A 23,892-nucleotide genomic window follows, 5' to 3' on the forward strand; every position below is an offset into this window, starting at 1 on the left:
GGGTCGTGGAGGAGACGACGGAGGCCGACGACGGGGACCAGGACCGCGACCGCTCCCGGGACCGGCACCGGGGGAAGGGCCGTCCGGTCGGCACCGAGCTGGAGTCGGCGATCACCGGGCTCCTCGACCGGCGCAGGAGCGGGGCGACGATCTGCCCGTCCGAGGCGGCCCGCGCCGTCGACCCCGACGGCTGGCGCGACCTCATGGAACCGGCGCGGACGGCCGCGCGCCGTCTCGTCGACGCCGGGCGGGTGGAGATCGTGCAGTCCGGCCGGGTCGTGGACCCGTCGACGGCGAGGGGGCCGATCCGGATCCGCCGAGTGCCGGACCGAGCGGCCGGTCCGGTCGAGCGGCACACCCGGCCGAGCAGAAGGCCGGTCGAGCGCCGGGCCGGCTGACGGCGTGCCAGGCTGACCCCCGTGCCCCGCGACACCTACACCCACGGTCATCCGGGCGTCGTCGTCCGGTCGCACGCGGCCCGCACCGCGCAGGACTCGTGCGCCTACCTGCTGGACCGGCTCGCGCCCGGCACCAGCCTGCTCGACGTCGGCTGCGGCCCCGGCAGCATCACCGCCGACCTCGCCGAGCGGGTCGCGCCCGGCCGGGTGCGCGGCGTCGAGGTGGTGCCCGGCCCCCTGGAGCAGGCCCGCGCCGGTGCCGCCGCCCGCGGCCTGGACGTGGAGTTCGCCGTCGACGACGGCTATGCCCTGTCCGACCCGGACGACACCTGGGACGTCGTGCACGCCCACCAGGTGCTCCAGCACGTGTCCGACCCGGTCGCGGTGCTGCGGGAGATGGGCCGGGTCGCCCGCCCCGGCGGACTGGTCGCCGCCCGCGACGCCGACTACGCCGGGTTCCACTGGTGGCCGCACGACCCGCGCCTGGACCGCTGGCTGGAGCTGTACCGGGCCGTCGCCCGCGGCAACGACGCCGAGCCCGACGCCGGACGGCGGCTGCTCGGCTGGGCGCACGCGGCCGGGTTCAGCGAGGTGACACCGTCGGCGTCGGTCTGGTGCCACGCGACCCCGCACGCCCGCGCCGCCTGGGGCGGGATGTGGGCCGACCGCATCCACACCGGGGTCGGCCGGATGGCCGTCGACCGCGGGCTGGCCGAGGAGCCCGAGCTGGCGGACATCTCGGCGGCGTGGCGGGAGTGGGCCGCGCACCCGGACGGCTGGCTGGTGATCCCGCACGGCGAGATCCTCGCCCGGGTGCTCGGCTGAGCGGGGCCGGCCGGGCGGCCGACGGGGTTCAGTCGCGTTCAGTCGCGCCGGTGCAGCGCGACGACGTAGTCGCCCCTCGACCACGGCTCGCGGTCCCAGGTGGCCCAGCGCACGACCGGCACGAGTCCGGCGGCGGCGCACCACGCGTCGTGGTCGTCGGGGGTCGGCCAGCCCGGCTGCGTCGCGAACCCGGCGAGCAGCAGCCCGCCGGCGCGCAGGTGTGCCGCGCACCCGGCGACCACTCCGGCACGGTCGCTCGCGTACGGGATCACGTTGCCCGCGAGCACCACCAGCGCGAACCGGTCCGGCAGGTCGAGGTGCTCCAGACCGGTGGCGACCCAGCGCAGCGCGGGCGCCTTGGCCCGGGCCGCGGCGATCATGTCCGGGTCGGGGTCGACGCCGGTGACGGCGATCCCACGCCGGTCCAGCTCGATCGCGACGCGGCCGGATGCCACAGCCGCCGTCGAGCACGGGGCCGTCGCCGCACAGCGCGGTGACCAGGTCGGCCTCGCCGTGCGGGTTCTCCCCCGCCGCGGCCATCGCCGCCCACTTCCGGTCGTAGTCGGTGAGGTCGACGCGGTCCTTCCAGGAGTCCCAGTCGTCGGGCAGGTTCCCGGGGTCGAGCGTGCGGTCGTCGGACACCCCGACAGGCTAGACGGGGACGCCGGCGGCGAGCCGCCGCCGCAGCCACCGGCCCAGTCCGCGGCGGCGGTGCAGCGGGTGCACCACCACGACGGTCTCGGCACCGGTGTCCGGCGCGGTGAGCCGCGCGGCGACGGCGACGAGGTCTCCCGCCCGCGAGCGCAGCAGCAGGCAGCGCCCGCCGGGTGGGAGCAGCACCGAGCGCAGGTCGGCGTCGGTCCAGGTGGTCGTGGCCTCCGGTGACCCCGCGACGCAGGTGCGCAACAGCGTCGCGAGCTCGGCGGTCTCGGCGCCGGTCGCCGGGGTCGCGGTGAGCGCGTCACCGTCGTCGAGGAGCAGCTCACCGACCGGGCCCGCCGCGCCCGCGCGCAGGAACGCCTCGGCCCGGGCCCGCTCGGTGACGGTGAACGGCGCCCAGCCCCGGCGCGCGACGAGCGGGGTGCCGTCCGGACCGGTCAGCTCCAGCACGTGGGTTCCGGTCGCCGGGCCGGCGACGACGTCGTCGGCGTGCAGCAAGGCGGCGAGGGCCTCGCGCAGCCCGTCCGGGGTGCGCGACGCCGCGACGAGGTCGAGCGCCCGGGTGGGGGTGTCGACGAGCTCGTGCGGGTCGGCCGGGGTGACCCGCACGGTGTCGGGGGCGGAGCCGCGCAGCCGTCGCCGGATCACCCGGGAGAGCCGCTCGGCGGTGACCGGGCCGCCGACCAGCATCTCGTCGACCACCGACCCCGCGTCCTGGGCGTGCACCGACAGGGACAGGATGTTGCCGCCGACCTCGGCGACGGCCGCGGTGAGCCGGGCCAGCGCCCCGGACTCGTCGGGCAGCCGGACCCGGACCTTGTGCAGCTCCGGTGCCCCGACCACCCGCAGCACCGTCGGCTCCGGCAGCGCCGGGACCTCCGACGGCACCGGGGTCTCCGGCGGCGCCGCGACGGCGGGGCGACCCTCGACGAGCGTCTGCCCCGGCCCGACGGCGTCACGACCGACCGCGCGCAGCGCGGCCCACACCGTCACCTGGTTCGCGGTGAGGACGGGCTTGCCGAGCTCGCGTTCGAGGCCGGCGACGGCGTCGTAGGTGGCGAGGTTGGTGCACGAGACGAACACCGCCTGCGCATCGGGGTGGTCGGCGGCACACACGGCGGCGGCGACGTCGTCGGCGCGGACCTGCCAGATCCCGCCGAGCAGGCCCAGGCCGTGCCGGGCGACGGTGGCGACGCCGTGCTCGGCGAGGAAACCGGCGAGCAGGTCGGTGAGGTCGTCGACGTAGGGCGTGGCGACGGCGAGCCGGGTCACGCCCAGCTCGGCGCAGGCCGCGACGAGCGCTCCGGCCGTGGTGACCGCCGCCGGGGCGCCCGCGTCGAGGACCGCGGCACGCAGTGCCCGCTCCCCCGCGGCGCCGTCGACGAAGCTGCCCGAGGTGCAGGAGTAGGCGACGACGCCGGGCCCGGGTGTCAGCACCTCGCGCACCGCGGTCCGCACCATGGCCGGGTCCGAGATCAGCCGGGCCTGTCCGGCGTCGGCCGGGGTCTCGACGAACGGGGTGCGTGTGAGGTGCAGCGTCGTCCCCTCGGGGACCCAGCGCCACATCTCGTGGTCCAGCGCGAAGTCGTAGGGCACGACCACCCCGACGCCGCACCGCGGCGTCCCCTGCTGCTGCTCGTCCATGCCGGCCTCCACGCCGATGACGATCGCCGTCGTGGGTTGCGGCGGCGGGTCACCTGTGTTTCACGATGCTGAGGACGCCGCCGGAGGCCGTGCGTTCCGTCCCGCCGTGGGCGGTGTGGAGGTCGTGCCCAGTTCTCGGATGTCCTGCGCGCAGGATGGCAGCGCCGCGGACGCGGTCACAAGCGTGCGCGGCGGCCGTCGGCGCCGACCGGTGTCGGCACGTCGCCGAGCGCGGTGCCCGACCGGGAGCGTGCGCGGTGCCGCCGTGCCGCCGTGCCGCAGCGCCGCCGTGCTGTCAGGCCGTCGGCCGGCCGCGCGGGTCGGACTCGGGGCGCGTGGCGACCGCCCGCAGGAACGCCTCGGCCCTGGCGACCTCGGTCACGGTGAACGGCGCCGCCCGGCGGGCGACGATCCGGGTGCCGTCGGCGGCGCACAGCTCGATGTCGTGCTCGTCGCGGGCCCCGGGGTCGTCGGGGCCCGGGGTGCGGACCGACGCGGCGCCGAGCAGCGCCGCGACGCCGTCGGCCGCCGTCCGGCCCGCCGCGACCAGGTCGAGCGCCCGGGTCGGCGGGTCGACCAGGTCGTGCGGGTCGGCCGGCAGCACCATGACCCCGCCGCCGGTGACCGCGTCGCAGATCGCGACCGACAGCTCCCCGACGCTGCACGGCCCCGACACCAGCAGCTCGTCGACGACCGAGTGGGCGTCCTGGCCGTGCACCGACAGGGCGAGGATGTTGCAGTCCACCGCGGCCAGGGCCGCGGTGAGGCGGGCCAGGGCGCCCGGTTCGTCGGGCAGCCGTACCCGTACCCGGTAGAGGCCGTTCACGGTCCCGGCATCGGTGCTCATCCCCACCAGCGTCCGTCACCGATGTTGCGAATCCGTGTCGGCGCGATGTCGGCCGCGTCGCGACGGTGGTCCCGCCCGGGCCTCGGGACGGGCCGGCGCGACCGCGGGGCGCGCCGGCCGCGCGGGTCAGCCGCAGACCGCCCCGTCGGCCGCCGAGGAGACGAGCTTCGCGTACTTGCCGAGCACCCCGCGCCGGTTCGTCGGCTCGGGGCACGTCCACCCCGCGCGACGCCGCTCCAGCTCGGCGGGCTCGACGCCGATGTCGATCGTGCGGGCCTTCATGTCGAGGGTGATCGTGTCCCCGTCGTGGACGAGCGCGATCGGTCCGCCGTCGGCGGCCTCGGGCGCGACGTGCCCGACGCACAGCCCGGTCGTCGCCCCGGAGAAGCGGCCGTCGGTCACCAGCAGGACCTCCTTGCCGAGACCCGCGCCCTTGATCCGCCCGGTGACGGCCAGCATCTCCCGCATCCCGGGTCCGCCGCGGGGGCCCTCGTAGCGGATCAGGACGATCGTGCCGGGCCCGATCTCCCCGGCGTCGACGGCGTCGAGCGCGCCCTGCTCGCCGTCGAAGACGCGGGCGGTGCCGGTGAAGGTGGTGGCGTCGAACCCGGCGGACTTGACCACCGCGCCGTCGGGTGCGAGTGAGCCGCGCAGGATCGTGAGCCCGCCGGTGGGGTGGATCGGGTTCGCGAGGTCGTGGATGACCGAGCCGTCGAGGCCGGGCGGGTCGAGCTCGGCGAGGTTCTCCGCGACCGTGGCACCGGTGACGGTGCGGGCGTCGCCGTGGATCAGGCCGGCGTCGAGCAGGGCCTTCATCACCACCGGCACGCCCCCGACCTGGTCGACGGCGTACATCAGGTGGCGCCCGAACGGCTTGACGTCGGCCAGGTGCGGGATCCGGTCGCCGACGGTGTTGAAGTCGTCCAGGGTCAGCGGCACCTCGGCCTCGCGGGCGATGGCGAGCAGGTGCAGCACCGCGTTGGTGGACCCGCCGAAGGCCATGACGACGGCGATCGCGTTCTCGAAGGCCTCGCGGGTCAGGATCGACCGCGCGGTCAGCCCCTTCGCGATCATCCCGACCGCGGCCTCGCCGGAGGCCCTGGCGACGCCGTCGCGGCGCCGGTCCACCGCGGGCGGGCTGGCCGAGCCGGGCAGCGCCATCCCGAGCGCCTCGGCCGCCGCGGCCATCGTGTTCGCGGTGTAGAAGCCGCCGCACGCCCCCTCCCCCGGGCACATCGCGCGTTCCAGGGTGTCGAGCTCGTCGGGGGTGATCAGGCCGCGGGCGCAGGCGCCGATGCCCTCGAAGGCGTCCCCGATGTTGACCTCCCGGTCGCCGACCCGGCCCGGCATGATCGATCCGGCGTAGACGAACACCCCGGCGAGGTCGAGCCGGGCCGCGGCCATCAGCATCCCGGGCAGCGACTTGTCGCAGCCCGCCAGGAGCACCGTCCCGTCGAGCCGCTCGGCCTCGACGACGGTCTCCACCGAGTCGGCGATGATCTCCCGGCTCACCAGCGAGTAGTGCATGCCCCGGTGCCCCATGGAGATGGCGTCGGAGACCGAGATCGTGCCGAACTCCAGCGGGTAGCCGCCCGCGGTGTGCACGCCCTCCTTCGCCGCGGTCGCGAGCCGTTGCAGCGACAGGTTGCACGGGGTGATCTCGTTCCAGGACGAAGCGATGCCGATCTGGGGCTTGGCGAAGTCGTCGTCGCGCATGCCGACCGCGCGCAGCATGCTGCGGGCGGCGGTGGCACCGATGCCGTCGGTGACCTGGTGACTGCGGGGCTTGCGGGAACTGGTGGTGGTCATGCGCGCTCCTCGGCCGGACTCCGGTGGTCGGGACGGGGCCGATCCTGCCGCAGATCGCCGGTGCAGGCCCGGCGGCATCGCCGTCCACGGGAGCGACCGCGACCCAGGGTCCGCGGGCTGCCTGCCGATGCGGGACCAGGACGCGCCGGTGTGCTCCGGAACGCTGCGCCACGGTGACCGGGTCGAGGCGGCCCGCCCTCCCCACCGACGACAGGGGCCCCGCGCGGATCGCGCGGGGCCCCTGTCGTGTGTACCGGGTCTAGCGGGCGCCGGCGTTGTCCCGGTCGCGACGCACGTTGGCCTTGCGGCCCTTGAGCGTCGTCGCACCGCGCAGCGAGCGCAGCACGTCGTCCGCGGCGTGCTCGGGCACCTCGACCAGCGAGTGGCGCTCGTGGATCTGGATGGCGCCGATGTCGCGGCCGGACAGCCGGGATTCGTTCGCCAGCGCACCCACGATGTCCTGCGGGCGCACACCGGAGGCACGGCCCGCCGAGACGAACAGGCGGGTCGCACCGGCCTTCGGCGGACGGGCACCCTGACCGCGGGCACCGGTCGGACGACCGTCGCGGTCGCGGCGCGGGCCACGGTCACCGGGGCCGCTGTCGCGGCCACCGCGCGAGCGGACCTGCGGGATCTCGATCTCGTCGTCCGGCACCGAGTTGCCGGCGCGGGCGATCCGGATCGCCGCGGCGGCGATCGAGGCGAGGTCGTGGTCGCGGGCCAGCTCGACGACGAGCTGCTCCACGCCGTCCTGCGGCGGGGTGTCGGCGTCCTGACCGGCCTGCTCGCGCAGGGCCAGCGCGGTGCGGGCGAGCCGCACGGTGCGCAGGTCCTCCGGCGAGGGCACCGGCGCGCTGGGCACCGACGCGCCGATGAGGCGCTCGATGTTGCGCAGGTGACGCACCGACCCCGGGGTGACCAGGGTGATCGCGACGCCCTCGCGGCCCGCGCGGCCGACCCGGCCGATGCGGTGCACGTAGGACTCCGGCGACGACGGGACGTCGTGGTTGACCACGTGGGTCAGCGAGTCGATGTCGAGACCACGGGCCGCGACGTCGGTGGCGACCAGCAGCTCGGTGCGGCCGGCGCGCAGGCGCTCGACGACCCGGGTGCGGTGCTCCTGGTCCATGCCGCCGTGCAGCGCCTCGGCGCGCAGCCCGCGCGCGGTCAGCGTCTCGGTGACGGCGTCGACGTCGGCGCGGGTGCGGCAGAACACGATCGCCGCGGTCGGCTGCTCCATCTCGAGCACCCGGCCCAGCGCGACGGTGACGTGGCTGCGCGGCACGTGGTAGGCGGTCTGGCGGACCCGCGGGGCCTCGCCCTCGGGCGTGGCCTCCTTCTTGATCCGGATGTCGGCCGGGTCGGTCAGGTGGGTCCGCGCGAGGCTCTGGATGCGGCCCGGCATGGTCGCGGAGAACAGCACGGTCTGGCGGCCCCGCGGCGTGGCGCCGAGGATCGTCTCGATGTCCTCGACGAAGCCCATGTCGAGCATCTCGTCGGCCTCGTCCAGGACGGCGACCTCGATCGCGTCCAGCGCGAGTGCACCGCGGTTGACCAGGTCGATCGCCCGGCCCGGGGTGGCGACGACGATGTCGACGCCGCGACGGAGCTGGCCCAGCTGCGGGCCGATGGGCGCGCCGCCGTAGACGCAGGCGACCGAGGCACCGAGCGCGGCGCCGTACTTGGAGACCGCGTCGCCGACCTGCATGGCCAGCTCACGGGTCGGGGCGAGCACCAGGCCGAAGGGCTTGGCGCCGCGGGAGCGGGAGGTGCGGCCGTCGGCGAGGCGCTGCAGCATCGGCAGCGAGAACGCGGCGGTCTTGCCGGTACCGGTGGCGGCCTGGCCCAGCAGGTCGCGCCCGGCGATCAGCGGGCCGATCGCGGCGGCCTGGATCGGGCTCGGCGAGGCGTAGCCCAGCTTCTCGAGGGTGTCGAGCAGCTGGGGCGCGAGGCCCAGGTCGGCGAAGGTCGGGCCGGCGGGGGTGTCGTCGACGGGCTCGTCGGTACGGTCCTCGGTGCGCTCGTCCTCGGCGACCTCGTCCGAGGAGGTGTGCTCCTCGACGGCGGTCGCATCGGGTGTGGCGGCGACCTCGGTGTCGAGCTCGGCGGTGTCGGTGTCCGTCATGGCGGCGGAAGTGGTGATCTCGTCTCCGGAGTCGTTCAGGTCGGGGTGCTGGTCCAGCAGAATGGTCACTCGGTCCTCAAATGGCGTGCGCAGGGGGTGCGCTGTGTCGTCGGGCGGCTCTCGCCCGCTCTCCCAGCCCGCCAGGCCCGCGTGCGGCATCTCGATCCAGATGATGTGCCGGTGAACCCAGACCTCCGGGGCTCGCGGCCGTGCGTCATCGCCTACGGCCGTCGATCGACCAGTGTGCCATGTCCCGGAGCGACGCGTGCGCCGGGTCCGGGTGACCGACGCCACCGATGCCCCTGGTCACGCCGCCCGGCGCGGCCACGGCGAGATCACCCACCCTGGTCGGGTGACGGCATTCCTCTCCGGCGCGGCGACCCGGCGCCCGGCGAACCTGCGTGATCTCGGCGGTCTCCGCACGACGGACGGCTACCGGGTACGGCGCGGGGTGCTCTACCGGTCCGACGCCCCCCGCCCCGGCGACCCCCGCGAGGCCCGGGCCCTCGACCTGCCCGACGGCTCCCCGTGGCCGCCGCGGACCGTCGTCGACCTGCGCTCGGCGGCGGAGACGCGCGAGCCGCACCCGCTCGCCGGCGTCGCCGACGTCCGGCCGGTCCCGCTCGGCTCGTCGCTGACCCCGGAGCAGGTCGCGACGGCCGCCGCCGGCCAGGACGGGCTCGAGTGGGCCTACCGGCTGCTGGCGTCGGAGGCCGGCGCCGAGCTGGCCGGGATCGTGCGGACCGTCGCCGACGCACCCGCCCCCGTCCTCGTGCACTGCGCCGCGGGCAAGGACCGCACCGGGATCGTGGTCGGGGTGCTGCTGGCCGTGCTGGACGTGCCGCGCGCGACGATCGTCGCGGACTACCTGCGCACCAACGAGGTCCTGCCGACCCTGTGGGACCGGCTGCGCGCCTGGGGGCAGCCCGAGCCCGACCACGAGGCGCTGCTCGGGGTGGACGCCGCCGCCCTGGAGGCCGTGCTCGACGACCTCGACGCCCACCCCGGCGGACCGGCGGGCCGGCTGCGCAGCTGGGACGTGACCGACGACGACCTGCGCCGCCTCGCCGAGCGGCTGCTGGAGCCGGACCTCCCCCGCTGACCCCGCCCACACCCCTCTCCTACGAACGGGCCCCCGTACGCACGGTGCGTACGGGGGCCCGTTCGTGCGAGGGCTCGGGGTCAGGACTTCCCGAAGCCCGCCTTGCGCAGGGCCTCGGCCATCGCGTCGTTGGCGGGACCGCGGTCCTGGCGACCGCCGGCGCCCCCGCGACCGCCCTGCCCGCCGGCGCCGCCGCGACCGGCGCCCTGGCCACCGCGTCCGCCCCGGCCACGGTCACCGCCGCCCTGACTGCGTCCGGCACCCTGGCCGCGTCCGCCGCCCTGGCCACCGCCGGGACCGCGCCCGCCGCCGTCGCGGCCACGGCCGCCCTGGCCGGCCCCCTGGCCACCGCCCTGACCCTGGCCGGGCCCGCGGGACCGGCCGCCGCGCTCGCCCGCGCCGGGCTCGTCGTCCAGCCGCAGGGTCAGCGAGATCCGCTTGCGGGCCTCGTCGACCTCCAGGACCTTCACCTTGACCACGTCACCGGACTTCGCGACGTCGCGCGGGTCGGACACGAAGTCCTTGCTCATCGCGCTCACGTGCACGAGGCCGTCCTGGTGCACGCCGACGTCGACGAACGCGCCGAACGCGGCGACGTTGGTGACGACGCCCTCCAGCAGCATCCCCGGCCGCAGGTCGGAGATCTTGTGGACGCCCTCGGCGAAGGTCGCGGTGCGGAACGCCGGGCGCGGGTCCCGGCCGGGCTTCTCCAGCTCGGCCAGGATGTCGGTGACGGTCGGGAGCCCGACGGTGTCGTCGACGTAGTCCTTGGGCTTGATCTGGTGCAGCCGCGCGGCGTTGCCCATCAGGGCGGAGACGTCCAGCGAGGTGCGCTCCACCATCTTGCGCACCACCGGGTAGGACTCGGGGTGCACGCCGGTGACGTCGAGCGGCTCGTCGCCGCCGCGGATCCGGAGGAAGCCCGCGCACTGCTCGAACGCCTTGGGCCCGAGCCGCGCGACGCCGGTCAGCGCGGTCCGGTTCCGGAACGGGCCGTTCTCGTCGCGGTGGGCGACGATCGCGGCGGCGAGGGACTCGGAGATGCCCGAGACCCGGCGCAGCAGCGGCGCGGACGCGGAGTTCACGTCCACCCCGACGGCGTTCACACAGTCCTCGACGACCGCGTCGAGCGACCGCGACAGCGACGACTCGGGCAGGTCGTGCTGGTACTGGCCGACCCCGATCGACTTCGGGTCGATCTTGACCAGCTCGGCGAGCGGGTCCTGCAGGCGCCGCGCGATGGAGACCGCGCCGCGCAGCGAGACGTCCATGTCGGGCAGCTCGGCCGAGGCGTAGGCCGACGCCGAGTACACCGACGCGCCGGCCTCGGACACCATCACCTTGGTCAGCTTCAGGCCCGGGTTGGCCGCGATCAGCTCACCGGCCAGCGCGTCGGTCTCGCGCGAGGCGGTGCCGTTGCCGATCGCGATCAGCTCGACCGCGTGCTTCGTGCACAGCGCCGCCAGGGTCTTCAGCGACCCGGCGCGGTCCTTGCGGGGCTCGTGCGGGTAGATCACCGCGGTGTCGACGACCTTGCCGGTGGCGTCGACGACGGCGACCTTGACCCCGGTGCGCAGGCCCGGGTCGAGGCCCAGGGTCGCGCGGGTGCCCGCGGGGGCGGCGAGCAGGAGGTCGCGCAGGTTCGCCGCGAACACCCCGATCGCGCCCTCCTCGGCGGCGGTGCGCAGCCGGACCCGGATGTCAATGCCGAGCGCGGTGAGCAGCCGGGTCCGCCACGCCCACCGGACGACGCCGAGCAGCCAGGCGTCGCCGGGACGGCCACGGTCGGCGATGCCGTACTCGGCGGCGATCAGCGCCTCGTAGGGGTTCGGCTCGTCGTCGGCGACGCCGGCATCGAGGGTGACGTCGAGCGCCTCCTCGGACTCGCCGCGGAAGGCCGCGAGGATCCGGTGCGACGGCAGCGTCGTGAACTTCTCGGCGAAGGCGAAGTAGTCCGAGAACTTCGCCGCGGCCGGGTCGTTCCCCTTGCCCTCGCGGACCGTGGTGACCAGCCTGCCGTGGCTCCACATCCGCTCGCGCAGGCCACCGACGAGGTCGGCGTTCTCCCCGATCCGCTCGACCAGGATCGACCGGGCGCCCTCCAGCGCGGCGCCGGCGTCGGCGACCTCGTCGGTCACGTAGCCCGAGGCGGTCTCGTGCGGGTCGAGCGTCGGGTCGGCGAGCAGCGCGTCGGCCAGCGGCTCCAGACCCTGCTCGCGGGCGATCATCGCCTTGGTGCGGCGCTTGGGCTTGTAGGGCAGGTAGATGTCCTCGAGCCGGGCCTTGGACTCGGCGGCGAGGATGGTGGCCTCGAGGGCCTCGTCGAGCTTGCCCTGCGAGCGGATGGAGTCGAGGACGACGGTGCGCCGCTCCTCCAGCTCCCGCAGGTAGCGCAGCCGCTCCTCCAGGGTGCGGAGCTGGGCGTCGTCGAGTCCGCCGGTCGCCTCCTTGCGGTACCGCGCGACGAACGGGACCGTCGAGCCCTCGTCCAGCAGGGCCACCGCGGCCCCGACCTGGTCCGGCCGGGCGCCGAGTTCGTCGGCGATGCGTTGGTTGATCGAGCGGTGCTGCTGGATGTCCGGGGGTGCCGTGCCTGTCACCGCCCCATCGTCGCGAACGGTGTCGCGGGCGCCACCGCCGGGTGGGGGTCGGGCCCGCGCCCGTCCGGACGGGTGCCTCCGGGACCGCGGACAAGTGTCCGACATCCGATGGAGAACCCGGTGGGTGAGCGCCCGCTCACCCGTGCCAGACTTCCGTCGTGACCCGCTGTGGATCATGGCCCGCCCGCGGGCCCGGGTCCCGTCACCTCGTCCCCGACCGCTCCCCCAGGTCCCGGAGGTTCCCGTGAGATCGCTCGGTCCAGTGCTGTCCGTGCTCGTCGCAGTGGTCGTCGCAGTGGCCATCGGCGTGGTCGCAGCCGGGGCGGGTGCGGGGGTCGCGTCCGCGTCCACCTGTGACGACGCCTGCCGGGTCGACGGGGCCCGCGCCTACGTGGCCGCGCTCGTCGACCACGACCCCTCCGCGGTGCCGTTCCACCCGGCCGCGACCCGGGTCGAGGCGGGGCTGCCGACCGGGTTCTCCGGCGACCAGCTGCGCGCCGACCTGCGGTACGGCCCGCAGTACCGGATCATCCGCGGCGTCTCAGAGGAGACCTACCGCGTGCGCGAGGACGGCGTCGTGGTCGCGGACTTCACCCTGTCCGTCGGGGTGGGCCCGGTCGGCCTCACGACCGCGCGGGTGCACGAGACCTTCCGCTACGAGAGCGGCCTGATCCGCGAGATCGTCGCCGACATCCGGATCGGGGACTGAGCGGCATGCGGGTGACCAGCCGCCGGAGTTTCCTGACCGGTGCCGCGCTCGGCGCCGCCGCGCTCGGCGCCGCCGGGACCGCGAACGCCGCGCCCGCCCTGCTGCGCCGGGACGTGACCGCGATGTCCGCTCCGGCCGTCGTCGTCGGGAGCGGGCTCGGCGGGTCGATCGCCGCGGCCCGGCTCGCCGAGGCGGGCGTGCGCACCCTGGTCCTCGAACGCGGCCGCCGCTGGACCACCCCGGCCGCCGACACGTTCCCGCCGTTCCTGCGCCCGGACCGTCGCTCGTCGTGGCTGACGCCCGCGCCGGTGTTCCCCGGCCAGCCACCGACGCTGTACAAGCCCTACACCGGACTGTTCGAGAAGGTGTCCGGGCGTGGGATGAGCGTGCTCTGCGGGGCCGGGGTGGGCGGATCGACCCTGGTCTACGCCGGAGTCTGGATCCGGCCGGACGCGGCGGTGTTCTCCGCGGCGATCCCCGGCATCGACCACGACGAGCTCGCCGCGGTCCACTACCCGCGCGCGGCCGCCCGGGTCGGGGTCTCGCCGATCCCCGACGACGTCCTGGCCCACCCCGCGCACGTCGGCACCCGGCTGTTCCTGGAGCAGGCCCGCCGCGCGGGGCTGACGGCCCAGCTGCTGCCCAACGCCACCGACTGGGACGTCGTGCGCGCCGAGTTCGCCGGGCGCGCGACCCCGTCGATGTCGGTCGGCGAGTACTTCTCCGGGGTCAACTCCGGGGCGCGGCTGTCGTCGGACAAGAACTACCTGCGCGACGCCGAGGCCTCCGGTCTGGTCACCGTCGCCCCGCTGCACCGGGTCACCGACCTGCACGCGCTCGGCGGCGGCCGCTACCGGCTCGACGTCGAGCGGATCGACACCGACGGCGTCGTGCAGGAGCGGATCGCGCTCACCACCGGCGCGGTGTTCCTCGCCGCCGGGTCGACCGGCACCTCCCGGCTGCTCGTACGGGCCCGCGAGACCGGGACGCTGCCCGACCTCACCGCCGACGCCGGCCGGTTCTGGGGCAACAACGGCGACCGCATCCAGCTGCGCGTCGGTGTCCCCGAGCCCGCGGGCGGACCGCAGGCCGGACCGATGGCGGCCGGCATCCGCCCGCCCACCGACGACCGCGCCGAGGCCGTCACGCTCACCTACGGTCCCGCACCGCTGCCGTTCGACATCCGGGCGATGTCGCTGCCCGGGTTCGGGGCCTGCGACCCGGTGGGCGAGTTCCGCTTCGACACCGCCACCGGCGAGGCCGTCCTGCACTGGCCCACCGACGGCGACGCCGACGCCCAGCGCACCGTCCGCGACCTCACCCAGCGGTTGATCGCGCCCGACGCCCCGCTCGGCGTCGGGCTGGGCCGGACCGTGTCCGGCCTGGCCGCGCAGTTGCCGTCGGGCCTGTCCGGGCTGGTCGCCCGCGCCGCGGACGCCCCGACCGGGGTGCTCGACCTGGGCACCCTGGACCCGGTGACGTGGCACCCGCTGGGCGGCGCGGTCCTGGGCCGGGTGACCGACGACCGCGGGCGTGTCACCGGGCACCCGGGGCTGCACGTCGTCGACGGGGCGCTGGTGCCGGGGTCGACCGGCAGCACCAACCCGTCCTGGACGATCGCCGCGATCGTGGAGCGGGCGATGGACGGGATCCTGCGCGACGGCCTCTGACCGCCGCGCCCGTGGCGACCCGCCGCCGTCCGTGGCACTCCGCGCACGGGGCGCCACGCGAGATCAGCGGGTGCCGCGGTCCCCGGTCACCAGGTCACCGGTCACCAGGTCACCGGCAGCGACCGCACCCCGCCGGTGACCTGCTCGGCCCGCACCTCCAGATCCTCCGGGGCGACGGCGAGGCGCAGCCCGGGCAGCCGCCGGAACAGCCGCGCGAACACCGTCGCGAGCTCGGTGCGCGCCAGGCTCGCGCCGATGCAGAAGTGGCCGCCGTAGCCGAAGGACACGTGCGGGTTGGGCCGACGGGTCGGGTCGAAGGCGTCGGCGTCGGCGAAGACCTCGGCGTCCCGGTTGGCCGAGGCGGTCGCGATCATGACGGCGTCGCCGCGGCGGATCGTGACGTCGCCGACCTCGATGTCGGTGTGGGCGTAGCGCAGCAGGGCGAGCCCACCCGGCGAGGACAGCCGCAGGACCTCCTCGACGGTGCCGTGCAGCCGCCCGTCGATGTCGGCGACGAAGGCGTCGCGGCGGGCGGGGTCGGTCAGGAGCAGGAGGACTCCGAGGTCGATCCGCCCGACGGTCGTCTCGTGCCCGGCGAACAGCAGCGCGGCGGCGAGCCGGGTCATCTCCTCCTCGCCGAAGTCCGGGTCCTGCTCGCGGGCGCGGACGAGGTCGGTGACGACGTCCTCCCCCGGCTGCGCACGCTTGGCATCCGCCAGGCGGCCCAGGTAGGCGCGGAACTCCCCCATCGCGACGTCGGCGTCGCCACCGGAGCGGATCGTGGCGACCCGCTCGGACAGCCCGTGGAAGTAGCCGCGGTCGGCGAACGGCACCCCGAGCAGCTCGCAGATGACCAGCACCGGCAGCGGGAACGCGAGGTGGGCGTGCAGGTCGGCGACGCCGTCGGCCGCGCCCTCCTTCGCCGCGACGAGGTCGTCGAGACACCCGTCGACGAGCTCGCCGACGTGGTCGCCGAGCAGCCGCATCCGCTTGGCGGAGAACGCGGGCACCAGCAACCTGCGCATCCGCTCGTGCTCGGCCTTCTCCCGCTCGAAGGCACCGCTGGGCCCGCCCAGGATCGCGGCCTCCGACACCCGAGCGGCGTTCTCCGGCTCGGGGTGCGAGCGCCCGAGCCGCGGGTCGGCGAACAGGGCACGGGCCTCGGCGTGCCGGGTGACCAGCCAGGCCGGGTCACCGACCGGGGTGCGCACCGGGACGACCGGGCCCTCGCGGCGCAGCACGGCGTAGAGCGGGGCGACGTCGATGATGTTCGGACGGTCGAACGGCAGCTGCGGGGCCTCGGTGGTCGTCACGGTGACACTCCCTCGTGCGCACGGTCTGCGAGGACGTAATGGTAGCCGACTATCGTTTCATGGTGCAAGACGATCTTCGGCCGACGCGCGGTCACCGGCCCGGCCGACGATGCTGGGGAGATGGCGACAGTCGGACGCACGACCCGTGGGGCGCCGGCCGTCCCGGCGCCCCCGGCGCTCCTGACCCTGGCACTCCTGACCACGGCGCTCCTGACCACGGTGCTCCTGGCGGTGGGCTGTGCGGCCCCGCCTGCCGACACACCGGCGGCGCCGGGGCGGGCGGGCACCCCGGTGCGTTTCGCCGAGCCGCTGCCGCCGCCGGCCGAGCCGGGCGTCGCGGCCCCCGGTGACCGGCACCCCGCCCGGGCGGATCGTCGCGGTCGGGGCGGCCCCGGAGGGCATCGTCGCCGACGGGCCGACGCGGCGCGTCGCGGTCGGGGTGCGCCGGCCCGACCGGCTCATGCTGCTCGACGCCGACACCGCCGCCGTCGCCGGGCGGGTGCCGCTGCCGGGCGTGCTGCGTCACCTGCAGCTCGCCGGGCCGGGCGGGCCGGTGCTGGTCCCGAGCGAGAGCGCGAACGGCCTGCTGCGCGTCTCGCTCCCGGACGGCCGGGTGTCCTCCGAGGTCATGACCGGCCCGATGGCCCACGACGCGACCGGGACCGCGGCCGGGACCGTGTTCGTCGCCAACGAGGCGGGCGGCAGCGTGTCCGTGGTCCGCGGGGACCGGGTGGTGCGACAGCTGACCGACGTCACCCAGCCCGCCGGGCTCGCCCCGGCCGGGGACCGGGTGGGACTCGTCGACGTCCGCGAGAACACCCTCACCGTCTACGACGCCGCGACCGGCGACGGGATCCGCGAGCTCCCGGCCGGGGACGGCCCGACCCACCTGGTCGCCGACCGGCACGGCCGCCTGATCGCGACCGACACCCGGGGCGGGCACCTGATCGTCGTCGACCCGGCGGGCACCCCGGCCGAGGTCGGACGGGTGGACCTGCCCGGGGAGCCCTACGGCATCGCCTACGACCCGGTCCGCGACCGCGTGTGGGTCACCGCCACCGGGGCGAACCTGCTCGTCGGCTACGACATGACCGAGCCGACGCCGCGGGAGGTCGCCCGGATCCCCACCGTGCGCCAGCCGAACACGGTCGCCGTCGACCCGGACACCGGGCGGCTGTTCGTCACCGGCACCGCCGACGGCGTCGTCCAGGTCGTCGACGGGCCCGCCTCGTAGCCCGACGCGACGAGCGCAGGACGGCACGGGCGGAACCCGCTCTCCCCTCGATCATCGACGGCCTGTCGGTGCCGCTCGCCCGGTCGCGATCAAGGCTGCGGGGCGAAGTGGGTCCGCACCGCGTGCCCGAACCACTGGTCACGGAACGCGGCGGCAGCCCGGCTCGCCGACGCCTTCGGAACGAGCACGTCGAAGCCGTGGTAGGCGCCGGCGAACTCGCGGAACTCCACCGAGACGCCGGCCGCACGCAGGTTGTCCACGTAGTGGACGGTCTCGTCCCGGAACGGGTCGAGACTGCCCACGAAGGTCATCGTCGGAGGGAGCCCGGCGTGGTCCGTCGCCCGCGCCGGAGCCGCGTACGCCGGAACGTCCGCGGAGCCGTACAGGTCGCCGAGGTACGGCCGCCACGCCGACCGGTTGGTCACGGAGTCCCAGACCGGCGCGTCGTTGTCCCGCCCGGACTCGGTCTCTCCGCGATCGTCGATCATGGGGTACAGCGGCATCTGGAAGGCGACGGCGACCTCGCCCTCGTCGCGCGCGTAGAGCGTCGTCGCCGCGGTCAGCCCGCCGCCCGCGCTGCCGCCCGCGACCGCGATCTGGTCGGGCCGCACGCCGAGCCGGACGGCGTTGTCCCTCAGCCAGAGCAGCGCCGCGTAGGAATCGTCGAGCGCGGCCGGGTACGGCGCCACCGGGCTGAGGCGGTAGTCCGGTGAGACGACGACGGCGCCGCTCCCCGCGATCAGGGGCCGGAGGGAGAACGCCTCGAACTCGGGGGCTCCCGTGGCGTACCCGCCGCCGTGGAGCCAGAGCAGTCCGGGAGCATCGGGCCGGGCGTCCCGCGCCCGGTAGACCAGGATGCGCAGCCGCGACCCGTCCGGCCGCCGGATCCACTCCTCGCTGCGGACCAGACCGGCGGGCACCCGCCTGCGCAGCAGCCGGTCGACGGGCCCGGGGAGGGCGCTCGATCGGCGCAGCTGCTCCTCGGTCCGTGCGGACCGGATCCTGCGGATCAGCGTTCCGCGACGCCGCAGCTCCGGGTCGATCTGCGACGGGTGTACGGGCATGGCGGCCCTCCTCGTGGGGTCGGTCGCGTGGCTCGCGTCGTGAGACCGTGGCCCCACCATAAGCAGTGGGGCCCTCCGTTCAGCCGCTGAAGTGCACCGCCGACGGTGACACGCACCGGCGGTCCTGACCCCGGGCCGTCCACGGAGCCGCGGAGCAAAGAAGGGCGTGACCGCGAGCGGCCCACGTCATCGGAGCGCCCGGGTGACGACCGGTCCCGCGCCGGTCACGCGTCGGCGGGCCGGTCGGACCGGCGCCACCGGAGGTGGGAGACACGGGCGAGCAGCACGGCCGTCCCGGCCACCACCAGGGCCACCGCGAGCACGGTGGTCATCGGCAGCAGCCACGTCACGTACAGGGCCGCGCCCCACCCCGTCAGGCCGGTCGAGGCACCCACGACGAACGGGAGAGCCGTCCCCACGACGACCGGGAGGACGGGGACCACCAGCCGCCACCGGGCCCGGCCGCGCCGGACGGCCCACCGGCGCGCCCGCCACACCCCCGTCGCACCGAGCAGCAGGACCGTCGTGGTCAGACCGGCCAGGACGAGGTCCACCGCGGTGAGCGGGTTCGTCGCACCCGCGGGGACACGTCCCTCGGCGACGGCGACGAGGGCGGCGGTGAGCTCGGACGGCGCGCCACCGGAGTTCGTCAGCACGACCGCGGCGACGCCGGCGTCGCGGAGGGTGATGTCACCGGTGAACGTGGCCAGCGTGCCGCCGTGGCCGACCGCGGGCGACGTGCCGGGAAGCGGGACCTCTCGCCAGCCCAGGCCGTAGCCCTGGGCCCCGGGCTGTGCGGTGTGGGTCTCCCGCAGCGACTCCGGGGTGAGCAGCCGCCGTCCCGAGGCCGTGGTGCCGTCACCGGTCTGGAACCGTGCCCAGGTCGCCATGTCGGCCACGGTGGAGACGACGCCGCCGTTCCCGGCGCACAGGCCCGGGAGCTCCGGCACGGCCACCCGCACCGCGAACGCCCCGATGTGCCCGGGTGCGAGGTCGGGCGGCTGCTGGTCGCACCGCACCGTCGAGGTCGTCGAGGTCATGCCGAGCGGGGCGAGGACCTGCTCGGCGAGGTGGGTGTCGACGTCCTGGCCGGTCACTCGCTCGACGACGCGGGCGGCCAGGACGTAGTTGGTGTTGTAATACTCGAACCGGGTGCCCGGCTCGGCGACCAGCCCCACACCCCGGAGGTCGGAGACGACCTCCGCCGTCGAGCCGGCGACCGGCAGCGCGTACTCGTCGTAGCGCTCGTTCGACAGTCCCGAGGTGTGGGAGAGCAGGTGCCGCAGGGTCATCCGGGCCGAGCGGGGGTCGCCGAGGTCGAGCTCGGGCAGCAGCTCGCCGACCGGCTGGTCGAGCCGGACCCGTCCGGCGTCGACGAGCCGCATCACCGCGACGGAGGTGAACGCCTTGCTCATCGAGGCGATCCGGAAGCGGGTGTCCTCGGTGACCGGCTCGCCACGACCGTCGGTGCCGCGGAGCAGGAACCGGGTGCGGCCGTCCGGCGTGAGCACGGCGGCGGCGAGGCCGGGGGGATGGAACGCTCCGACGTAGTCGTCGACGACGGCATCGTCGCCGAGCCGTGTGGTGGCCGCGACGGCCGGGGCGGCCGCCCCGCACAGCAGGGCGACCATCGTGCTCACCACGACGGCCGCGACGCGGACTGCTCGGACACCGGATCGTCGCACCGGACACCTCCCTCGGGCGCACCGGACCGGCGCCGTTCCCGACGATCGTCGAACCGGCCGGGGCGCCGGACATCCGGGACGACCCTCGTCACCCGCCGGGGATCACGTGTCCGGGTGATCCCGGGGGTGTCCCGGACCCGCTCCGACCGTCCTCGGTGGACGCTTCGGGCGTGGACTGGTTCGGGAGCGCGATCACGGCCGTACTCGGGACGCTGCTGCTCAGCGGGGTGGTGAGCCGCCCGCTGCAGCTCGACTTCTCGGTGTCGCGCCGTCTCGCGGCCGGTGCCGTCGCGTTCGGGGCCGCCGTGCCGATCATGGAGGCGATCACCCCGGCCGCGGTCGCGGCCACGGCCACGGCCACGGCCACGGCCACGGCGATCCCCGCACCGTTCCCGTTGCTGTGGTACGTGCTGCTCGGCGGCATGCTGGCGACGCTGCTCGCCATGGTGCTGCTGGTCCTGGCCGAGGTGCTGGTGCCCAGCGGGTCGCTGCCCGGGCCGGTCGCCCTGGTCCGCAGTCTCCCCGGCCGGCGGTCCCGTGCGCGGCGCTTCGCGGCGATCACCCGGATCCTGCTCCGGCGCGGCCTGGCCGCGTACGTGTTCACCCGTCAGCGTCCCGATCTCGCCACCCCGGAGGGCCGGACCCGGCTGGCCCGGTCGGTCCGCGCGGCGCTGGAGGACGCGGGCGTGTCCTTCGTGAAGCTCGGTCAGATCCTCGCCACCCGGCCGGACCTGCTCCCGCCCGAGTTCGTCGACGAGCTCACCCACCTCCAGTCACGGGCACGCCCGGTGCCGTGGAGCGCGGTGGAGACCGTGATCCGGACCGAGCTGGGCGCCGACCCCGCCACGGTGTTCTCCCGGATCGACCCCGAGCCGCTCGCGACGGCGTCCATCGCCCAGGTGCACACCGCGACGCTGCTCGACGGCGGCGATGTCGTCCTCAAGGTGCAGCGGCCGGGGATCGCCCCCGTCGTCGCCGACGACATGGAGATCCTGGCCCGGCTCGCCCGCCGCCTGGAGCGGCGCGCGTCGTGGGCGGCGCGGCTCGGCGTCGTCGCGCTGGTCGACGGTTTCGCGGCGTCGCTGCGCGAGGAGCTGGACTTCCGGATGGAGCGGCGCAACCTCGCCGCGGTCGACCCGGGGCCGGCCGCCGTGGTCCGCACGCCTGCGGTGTACGCACAGCACAGCACGGCCCGGCTGCTGGTCCTCGAGCGGATCCACGGCCGACCGGTCACCGAGGCCCCGCCGCAGCTGCGACCCCGGTTCGCGCATGCGCTGCTGGAGGCGCTGCTCACCCAGATCATGGTCGGCGGCCGCTTCCACGCCGACCCGCATCCGGGCAACATCCTCTACACCGACACCCCCGACGGAGCCGGGCAGCTGGTCTGGCTCGACCTCGGCTCGGTCGGTGTCCTCGACGCCGGTCTCCGGGCGTCGCTGGTCCGGCTGCTGGTCGCCGTCGACGGCGGCGACGCGTCCGACGTCCGGGACGTCCTGCTGGAGATCGCGGACGCCCCCGACGCCCTCGACGAACGCCGCCTGGACCGCGACCTCGGCCGGTTCCTCGCCCGGTTCACCGCCTCCGGGGGCGGGACCGACCCGGCCGTGTTCGTCGACCTCGTCCGGATCCTCGCCGACCACGGCGTGACCGCCCCGCCCGAGCTGGCCGCGGTGTTCCGCGCGATCGGCACCCTCGACGGCACGCTGACCGCGCTCGACCCGGGGTTCGACCTGGTCGCCGAAGCCCGCCGGTACGCCACCACCCGGCTGACCACCGGCACCGACCCCGACGACCTGAGGCGGCGGCTGACCACCGAAGCCGTCCTGCTCCTGCCGATGCTGCGGCGGCTCCCGCACCGCGTCGACCGGATCGTCGGCGCGCTGGAGGCCGGCACCCTCACCGTCCGCGTGGCCCCCCGGGCGGGGCACCTCGCCCGTCCGGCGGCCGGTGTCGTCGGCCAGCTCGTGACCAGCGCACTCGCCGCCGCGACCGGGCTGATGGCGGCACTGCTGCTGACCGCGCCGACCGGTCCCGAGGTCGGACCCGGCCTCGCGCTCAACGGCCTGCTCGGCTACCTGCTCCTCATGGTCGCGGCCGTGCTGGGGCTGCGTGCCCTCGTCCGTTCCTACCGGACCTGAGACCGCGGCGCGGCGGCGCTCGGCGGGAGACGGCCGGTCACTCGCGACGCAGGAAGAACAGGAACGGCTGGGCCAGGCCGCGCATGTCCATGGCGCCGAGCACGGTGTCGTCGTCGACGCGGCGGAAGACGTCGTGGATCGGCAGGTCGTCGTAGCACATGGTGGCGCTGGCGACCCCGCGGTACTCGGTGATGCGCAACCGCGCCTTCGGGGCCCGGGTGGCGAGCGCGGGGCCCGCGGTGCGGGCGATCCGCGCGAGGGTCGCGTTGCGCAGCGCGGCCGGGTAGCGCAGCAGCGCGGGCAGCGGGACCAGGGCGGGGTTGAGGGAGAACCGGCCGCCGCGGGGGTGGTCCATGACGAGCGGGTGGACGTCGTCGACGCCGTCGAACCGCTTGCCGTGCCAGCCGAAGCGGGCCAGCAGCCCGTCCATCGGGTTGCCGGTGGGGATCTCACCGCCCGACCAGTCGCCCAGCATCTCCTCGACCCCGACGGCGGGCAGCGCGTCGAAGAAGCCGAGGCCCTCCTCCAGGGTGGCGCCGTGCGCGAGGTGTCGGAGCGTGTCGGCCGGTGCGGTGCTGGTCATCGCGAGCTCTCCATCGAAACGTCGGCGTGTCGATCAACGGTACAACCCGCACCCCGCTCCGCCCCTGCTCGCGGGGTACCGGGTTACCGGGGTCAGCTCAGGGCGGAGCCCTTCGTCTCCGGCAGGGTCAGCACCGCGACGAAGGAGATCACCGCCCCGACGGCGACGTAGACGAAGAACAGGATCGCCAGGTCCGCCTCCTGCAGCGAGGCGATGACCAGCGGCGCCGTCCCGCCGAACACGGCGACGGTCAGGTTGTACCAGGCGCCGATCCCCAGGGCGCGGACCGTCGTCGGGAACAGCTCGCTCATGATCGCCGGCGCGACCGAGGTCATCGCCGTGTAGAGCCCCAGCCCGACGGTGAACACGACGAACATGTTCCAGAAGCCGGGCCCGATGAGGAACGACAGCGGGACGACGAGCAGCGCGGTGGCCGCGGACCAGACGAGCATCTGGGGTCGGCGGCCCCAGCGGTCGGCGGCGGCCCCCATCGGGTACTGCAGGAGGACGAAGATCGCCGTGGCGATCGAGAGCGCGAGGAACACCTCGGTCGCGTCGGCGCCGCGGGAGCGGGTGGCGAACGGCGTCAGCGCGGAGAAGAACGTGTAGTAGCAGAGGGTGTGCAGGATCGTGAAGCCGACGAGCTGCGCCACCGCCTTCGGGTGCTCGCGCAGGGTCAGCAGGAGCGGGTTGCGGATCCGGGCCGCCGACTCCTTGTTGTCCTCGAACTGCTCGGTCTCGCTCATCTGACGGCGCATCCAGAGCCCGATGACGCCGAGCACCCCGCCGAGCAGGAACGGGATCCGCCAGCCCCAGGCGGCGAGCTGGTCGTCGGTCAGCGTCGCCGCCAGCACGAAACCGGTGAGCGAGGCGAACAGCACCGCGGTGCCGGTGGAGATGTAGAAGAACGACGAGTAGCGCCCGCGCCGCTCACGGGGGGCGATCTCGGCGAGGTAGGCCGAGGCGTTGGAGACCTCCCCGCCCAGCGACATGCCCTGCGCGATGCGGGCCAGCAGCAGCAGGACCGGGGCGAACCAGCCGATCATCGAGAACGTCGGCAGCAGGCCGATCACGAACGAGCCGCCCGCCATCAGCAGGATCGTCACCAGCATCGCGGTCCGACGACCCTTGAGGTCGGCGAACCGGCCCAGCAGCAGACCGCCCAACGGCCGGAAGAAGAAGGCCAGCGCGTAGGTCGCCAGCGTCGCGATGAGCGCGGCCCTGTCGGCCGGGAAGATCTGCGTCGCGAAGTAGATCGAGAACGTCGCGTAGATCGTCCAGTCGTACCACTCGACCGCGTTGCCGATGGACGCCGCGACGAGCGTCCGGACCGGAAGACGGTGACGCTCCGTCGTTCCGGTGCTGGCTGGCTGGGACACGGTTCCCCCTGACGTGTCGGCCGAACGGTCGGCGAACCGTATCCGGTGCGGCCCGACAAATCGACCGGACCGATCGGGAGAGGAACGAACCGAGTATCGCTGCCGCG

The 23,892-nt window shown here is 75.3% G+C and carries 18 protein-coding genes; 7 read left to right on the plus strand and 11 right to left on the minus strand.

Going from position 1 to position 23,892, the window contains the following annotated elements; all coding sequences use genetic code 11:
• Positions 1–5 precede the first annotated feature (5 nt).
• Positions 6–398, plus strand: coding sequence for a DUF3253 domain-containing protein (locus KPL59_RS29025; protein ID WP_226362662.1), 393 nt, complete (start codon positions 6–8; stop codon positions 396–398).
• 21 nt (positions 399–419) lie between these two features.
• Positions 420–1,223, plus strand: a complete 804-nt coding sequence (locus KPL59_RS29030) for a methyltransferase domain-containing protein (protein WP_226362663.1) — start codon at positions 420–422, stop codon at positions 1,221–1,223.
• 38 nt (positions 1,224–1,261) lie between these two features.
• Here the strand turns inward: KPL59_RS29030 and KPL59_RS29035 are convergent, their stop codons facing one another.
• The 5 genes from KPL59_RS29035 to KPL59_RS29055 form a co-directional block, all read right to left on the minus strand.
• Complete coding sequence (locus KPL59_RS29035) at positions 1,262–1,678, minus strand: bifunctional 2-polyprenyl-6-hydroxyphenol methylase/3-demethylubiquinol 3-O-methyltransferase UbiG (RefSeq protein WP_226362664.1); 417 nt, start codon at positions 1,676–1,678, stop codon at positions 1,262–1,264.
• A 196-nt stretch (positions 1,679–1,874) separates the two neighbouring features.
• Positions 1,875–3,539, minus strand: coding sequence for a hypothetical protein (locus KPL59_RS37220; RefSeq protein WP_308187972.1), 1,665 nt, complete (start codon positions 3,537–3,539; stop codon positions 1,875–1,877).
• A 283-nt stretch (positions 3,540–3,822) separates the two neighbouring features.
• Entirely contained in the window at positions 3,823–4,374 is a 552-nt protein-coding gene (locus tag KPL59_RS29045; RefSeq protein WP_020622632.1) for an ACT domain-containing protein, read from the minus strand.
• Between the two features lie 126 nt (positions 4,375–4,500).
• Positions 4,501–6,183: a dihydroxy-acid dehydratase gene (gene ilvD, locus KPL59_RS29050; protein WP_060712052.1), complete on the minus strand. Its 1,683-nt coding sequence runs from the start codon at positions 6,181–6,183 to the stop codon at positions 4,501–4,503.
• Positions 6,184–6,442: 259 nt separating this feature from the next.
• Entirely contained in the window at positions 6,443–8,377 is a 1,935-nt protein-coding gene (locus KPL59_RS29055; protein ID WP_226362665.1) for a DEAD/DEAH box helicase, read from the minus strand.
• A 283-nt stretch (positions 8,378–8,660) separates the two neighbouring features.
• Between KPL59_RS29055 and KPL59_RS29060 the strand changes: the two genes are divergently transcribed.
• The gene (locus KPL59_RS29060; RefSeq protein WP_226362666.1) at positions 8,661–9,410 is read left to right on the plus strand and encodes a tyrosine-protein phosphatase; all 750 of its coding nucleotides are present in this window, start codon (positions 8,661–8,663) and stop codon (positions 9,408–9,410) included.
• A gap of 80 nt (positions 9,411–9,490) precedes the next feature.
• Here the strand turns inward: KPL59_RS29060 and KPL59_RS29065 are convergent, their stop codons facing one another.
• Entirely contained in the window at positions 9,491–12,010 is a 2,520-nt protein-coding gene (locus KPL59_RS29065) for a Tex family protein (RefSeq protein ID WP_226362667.1), read from the minus strand.
• A gap of 271 nt (positions 12,011–12,281) precedes the next feature.
• Here KPL59_RS29065 and KPL59_RS29070 point away from each other — a divergent pair, with 271 nt between their 5' ends.
• Together KPL59_RS29070 and KPL59_RS29075 are read left to right on the plus strand one after the other, a co-directional pair.
• Positions 12,282–12,719 (plus strand): hypothetical protein, encoded by a 438-nt coding sequence (locus KPL59_RS29070; protein WP_226362668.1) that lies wholly within the window; start codon positions 12,282–12,284, stop codon positions 12,717–12,719.
• Positions 12,720–12,724: 5 nt separating this feature from the next.
• Entirely contained in the window at positions 12,725–14,389 is a 1,665-nt protein-coding gene (locus tag KPL59_RS29075) for a GMC oxidoreductase (RefSeq protein WP_226362669.1), read from the plus strand.
• A 101-nt stretch (positions 14,390–14,490) separates the two neighbouring features.
• Here the strand turns inward: KPL59_RS29075 and KPL59_RS29080 are convergent, their stop codons facing one another.
• On the minus strand, positions 14,491–15,702 hold the full coding sequence (locus tag KPL59_RS29080) for a cytochrome P450 (protein ID WP_226350825.1): 1,212 nt from the start codon (positions 15,700–15,702) through the stop codon (positions 14,491–14,493).
• Between the two features lie 346 nt (positions 15,703–16,048).
• Here KPL59_RS29080 and KPL59_RS29085 point away from each other — a divergent pair, with 346 nt between their 5' ends.
• On the plus strand, positions 16,049–16,936 hold the full coding sequence (locus tag KPL59_RS29085; protein WP_226362670.1) for a YncE family protein: 888 nt from the start codon (positions 16,049–16,051) through the stop codon (positions 16,934–16,936).
• 89 nt (positions 16,937–17,025) lie between these two features.
• Here KPL59_RS29085 and KPL59_RS29090 read toward each other — a convergent pair whose 3' ends face one another.
• Both KPL59_RS29090 and KPL59_RS29095 read right to left on the minus strand, forming a co-directional pair.
• On the minus strand, positions 17,026–18,000 hold the full coding sequence (locus KPL59_RS29090) for an alpha/beta hydrolase (protein ID WP_226362671.1): 975 nt from the start codon (positions 17,998–18,000) through the stop codon (positions 17,026–17,028).
• A 224-nt stretch (positions 18,001–18,224) separates the two neighbouring features.
• Positions 18,225–19,685, minus strand: coding sequence for a serine hydrolase (locus KPL59_RS29095; protein ID WP_226350822.1), 1,461 nt, complete (start codon positions 19,683–19,685; stop codon positions 18,225–18,227).
• Between the two features lie 170 nt (positions 19,686–19,855).
• Between KPL59_RS29095 and KPL59_RS29100 the strand changes: the two genes are divergently transcribed.
• Positions 19,856–21,823, plus strand: coding sequence for an AarF/ABC1/UbiB kinase family protein (locus KPL59_RS29100; protein WP_226362672.1), 1,968 nt, complete (start codon positions 19,856–19,858; stop codon positions 21,821–21,823).
• A gap of 37 nt (positions 21,824–21,860) precedes the next feature.
• Here the strand turns inward: KPL59_RS29100 and KPL59_RS29105 are convergent, their stop codons facing one another.
• Both KPL59_RS29105 and KPL59_RS29110 read right to left on the minus strand, forming a co-directional pair.
• Positions 21,861–22,406, minus strand: coding sequence for a DUF4334 domain-containing protein (locus KPL59_RS29105; protein WP_226350820.1), 546 nt, complete (start codon positions 22,404–22,406; stop codon positions 21,861–21,863).
• A 92-nt stretch (positions 22,407–22,498) separates the two neighbouring features.
• Complete coding sequence (locus tag KPL59_RS29110) at positions 22,499–23,785, minus strand: MFS transporter (protein ID WP_226350819.1); 1,287 nt, start codon at positions 23,783–23,785, stop codon at positions 22,499–22,501.
• Positions 23,786–23,892 lie beyond the last annotated feature (107 nt).

The organism is Pseudonocardia sp. ICBG1142 (assembly GCF_020496255.1).
Classification (GTDB): domain Bacteria; phylum Actinomycetota; class Actinomycetes; order Mycobacteriales; family Pseudonocardiaceae; genus Pseudonocardia.

Excerpts from the sequence above, each read along its gene's own strand:
- KPL59_RS29045 (WP_020622632.1), bottom strand. The coding sequence starts at position 4,374 with ATGAGCACCGATGCCGGGACCGTGAACGGCCTCTACCGGGTACGGGTA.
- ilvD (WP_060712052.1), bottom strand. The coding sequence starts at position 6,183 with ATGACCACCACCAGTTCCCGCAAGCCCCGCAGTCACCAGGTCACCGAC.
- KPL59_RS29105 (WP_226350820.1), bottom strand. The coding sequence starts at position 22,406 with ATGACCAGCACCGCACCGGCCGACACGCTCCGACACCTCGCGCACGGC.
- KPL59_RS29075 (WP_226362669.1), top strand. The coding sequence starts at position 12,725 with ATGCGGGTGACCAGCCGCCGGAGTTTCCTGACCGGTGCCGCGCTCGGC.
- KPL59_RS29090 (WP_226362671.1), bottom strand. The coding sequence starts at position 18,000 with ATGCCCGTACACCCGTCGCAGATCGACCCGGAGCTGCGGCGTCGCGGA.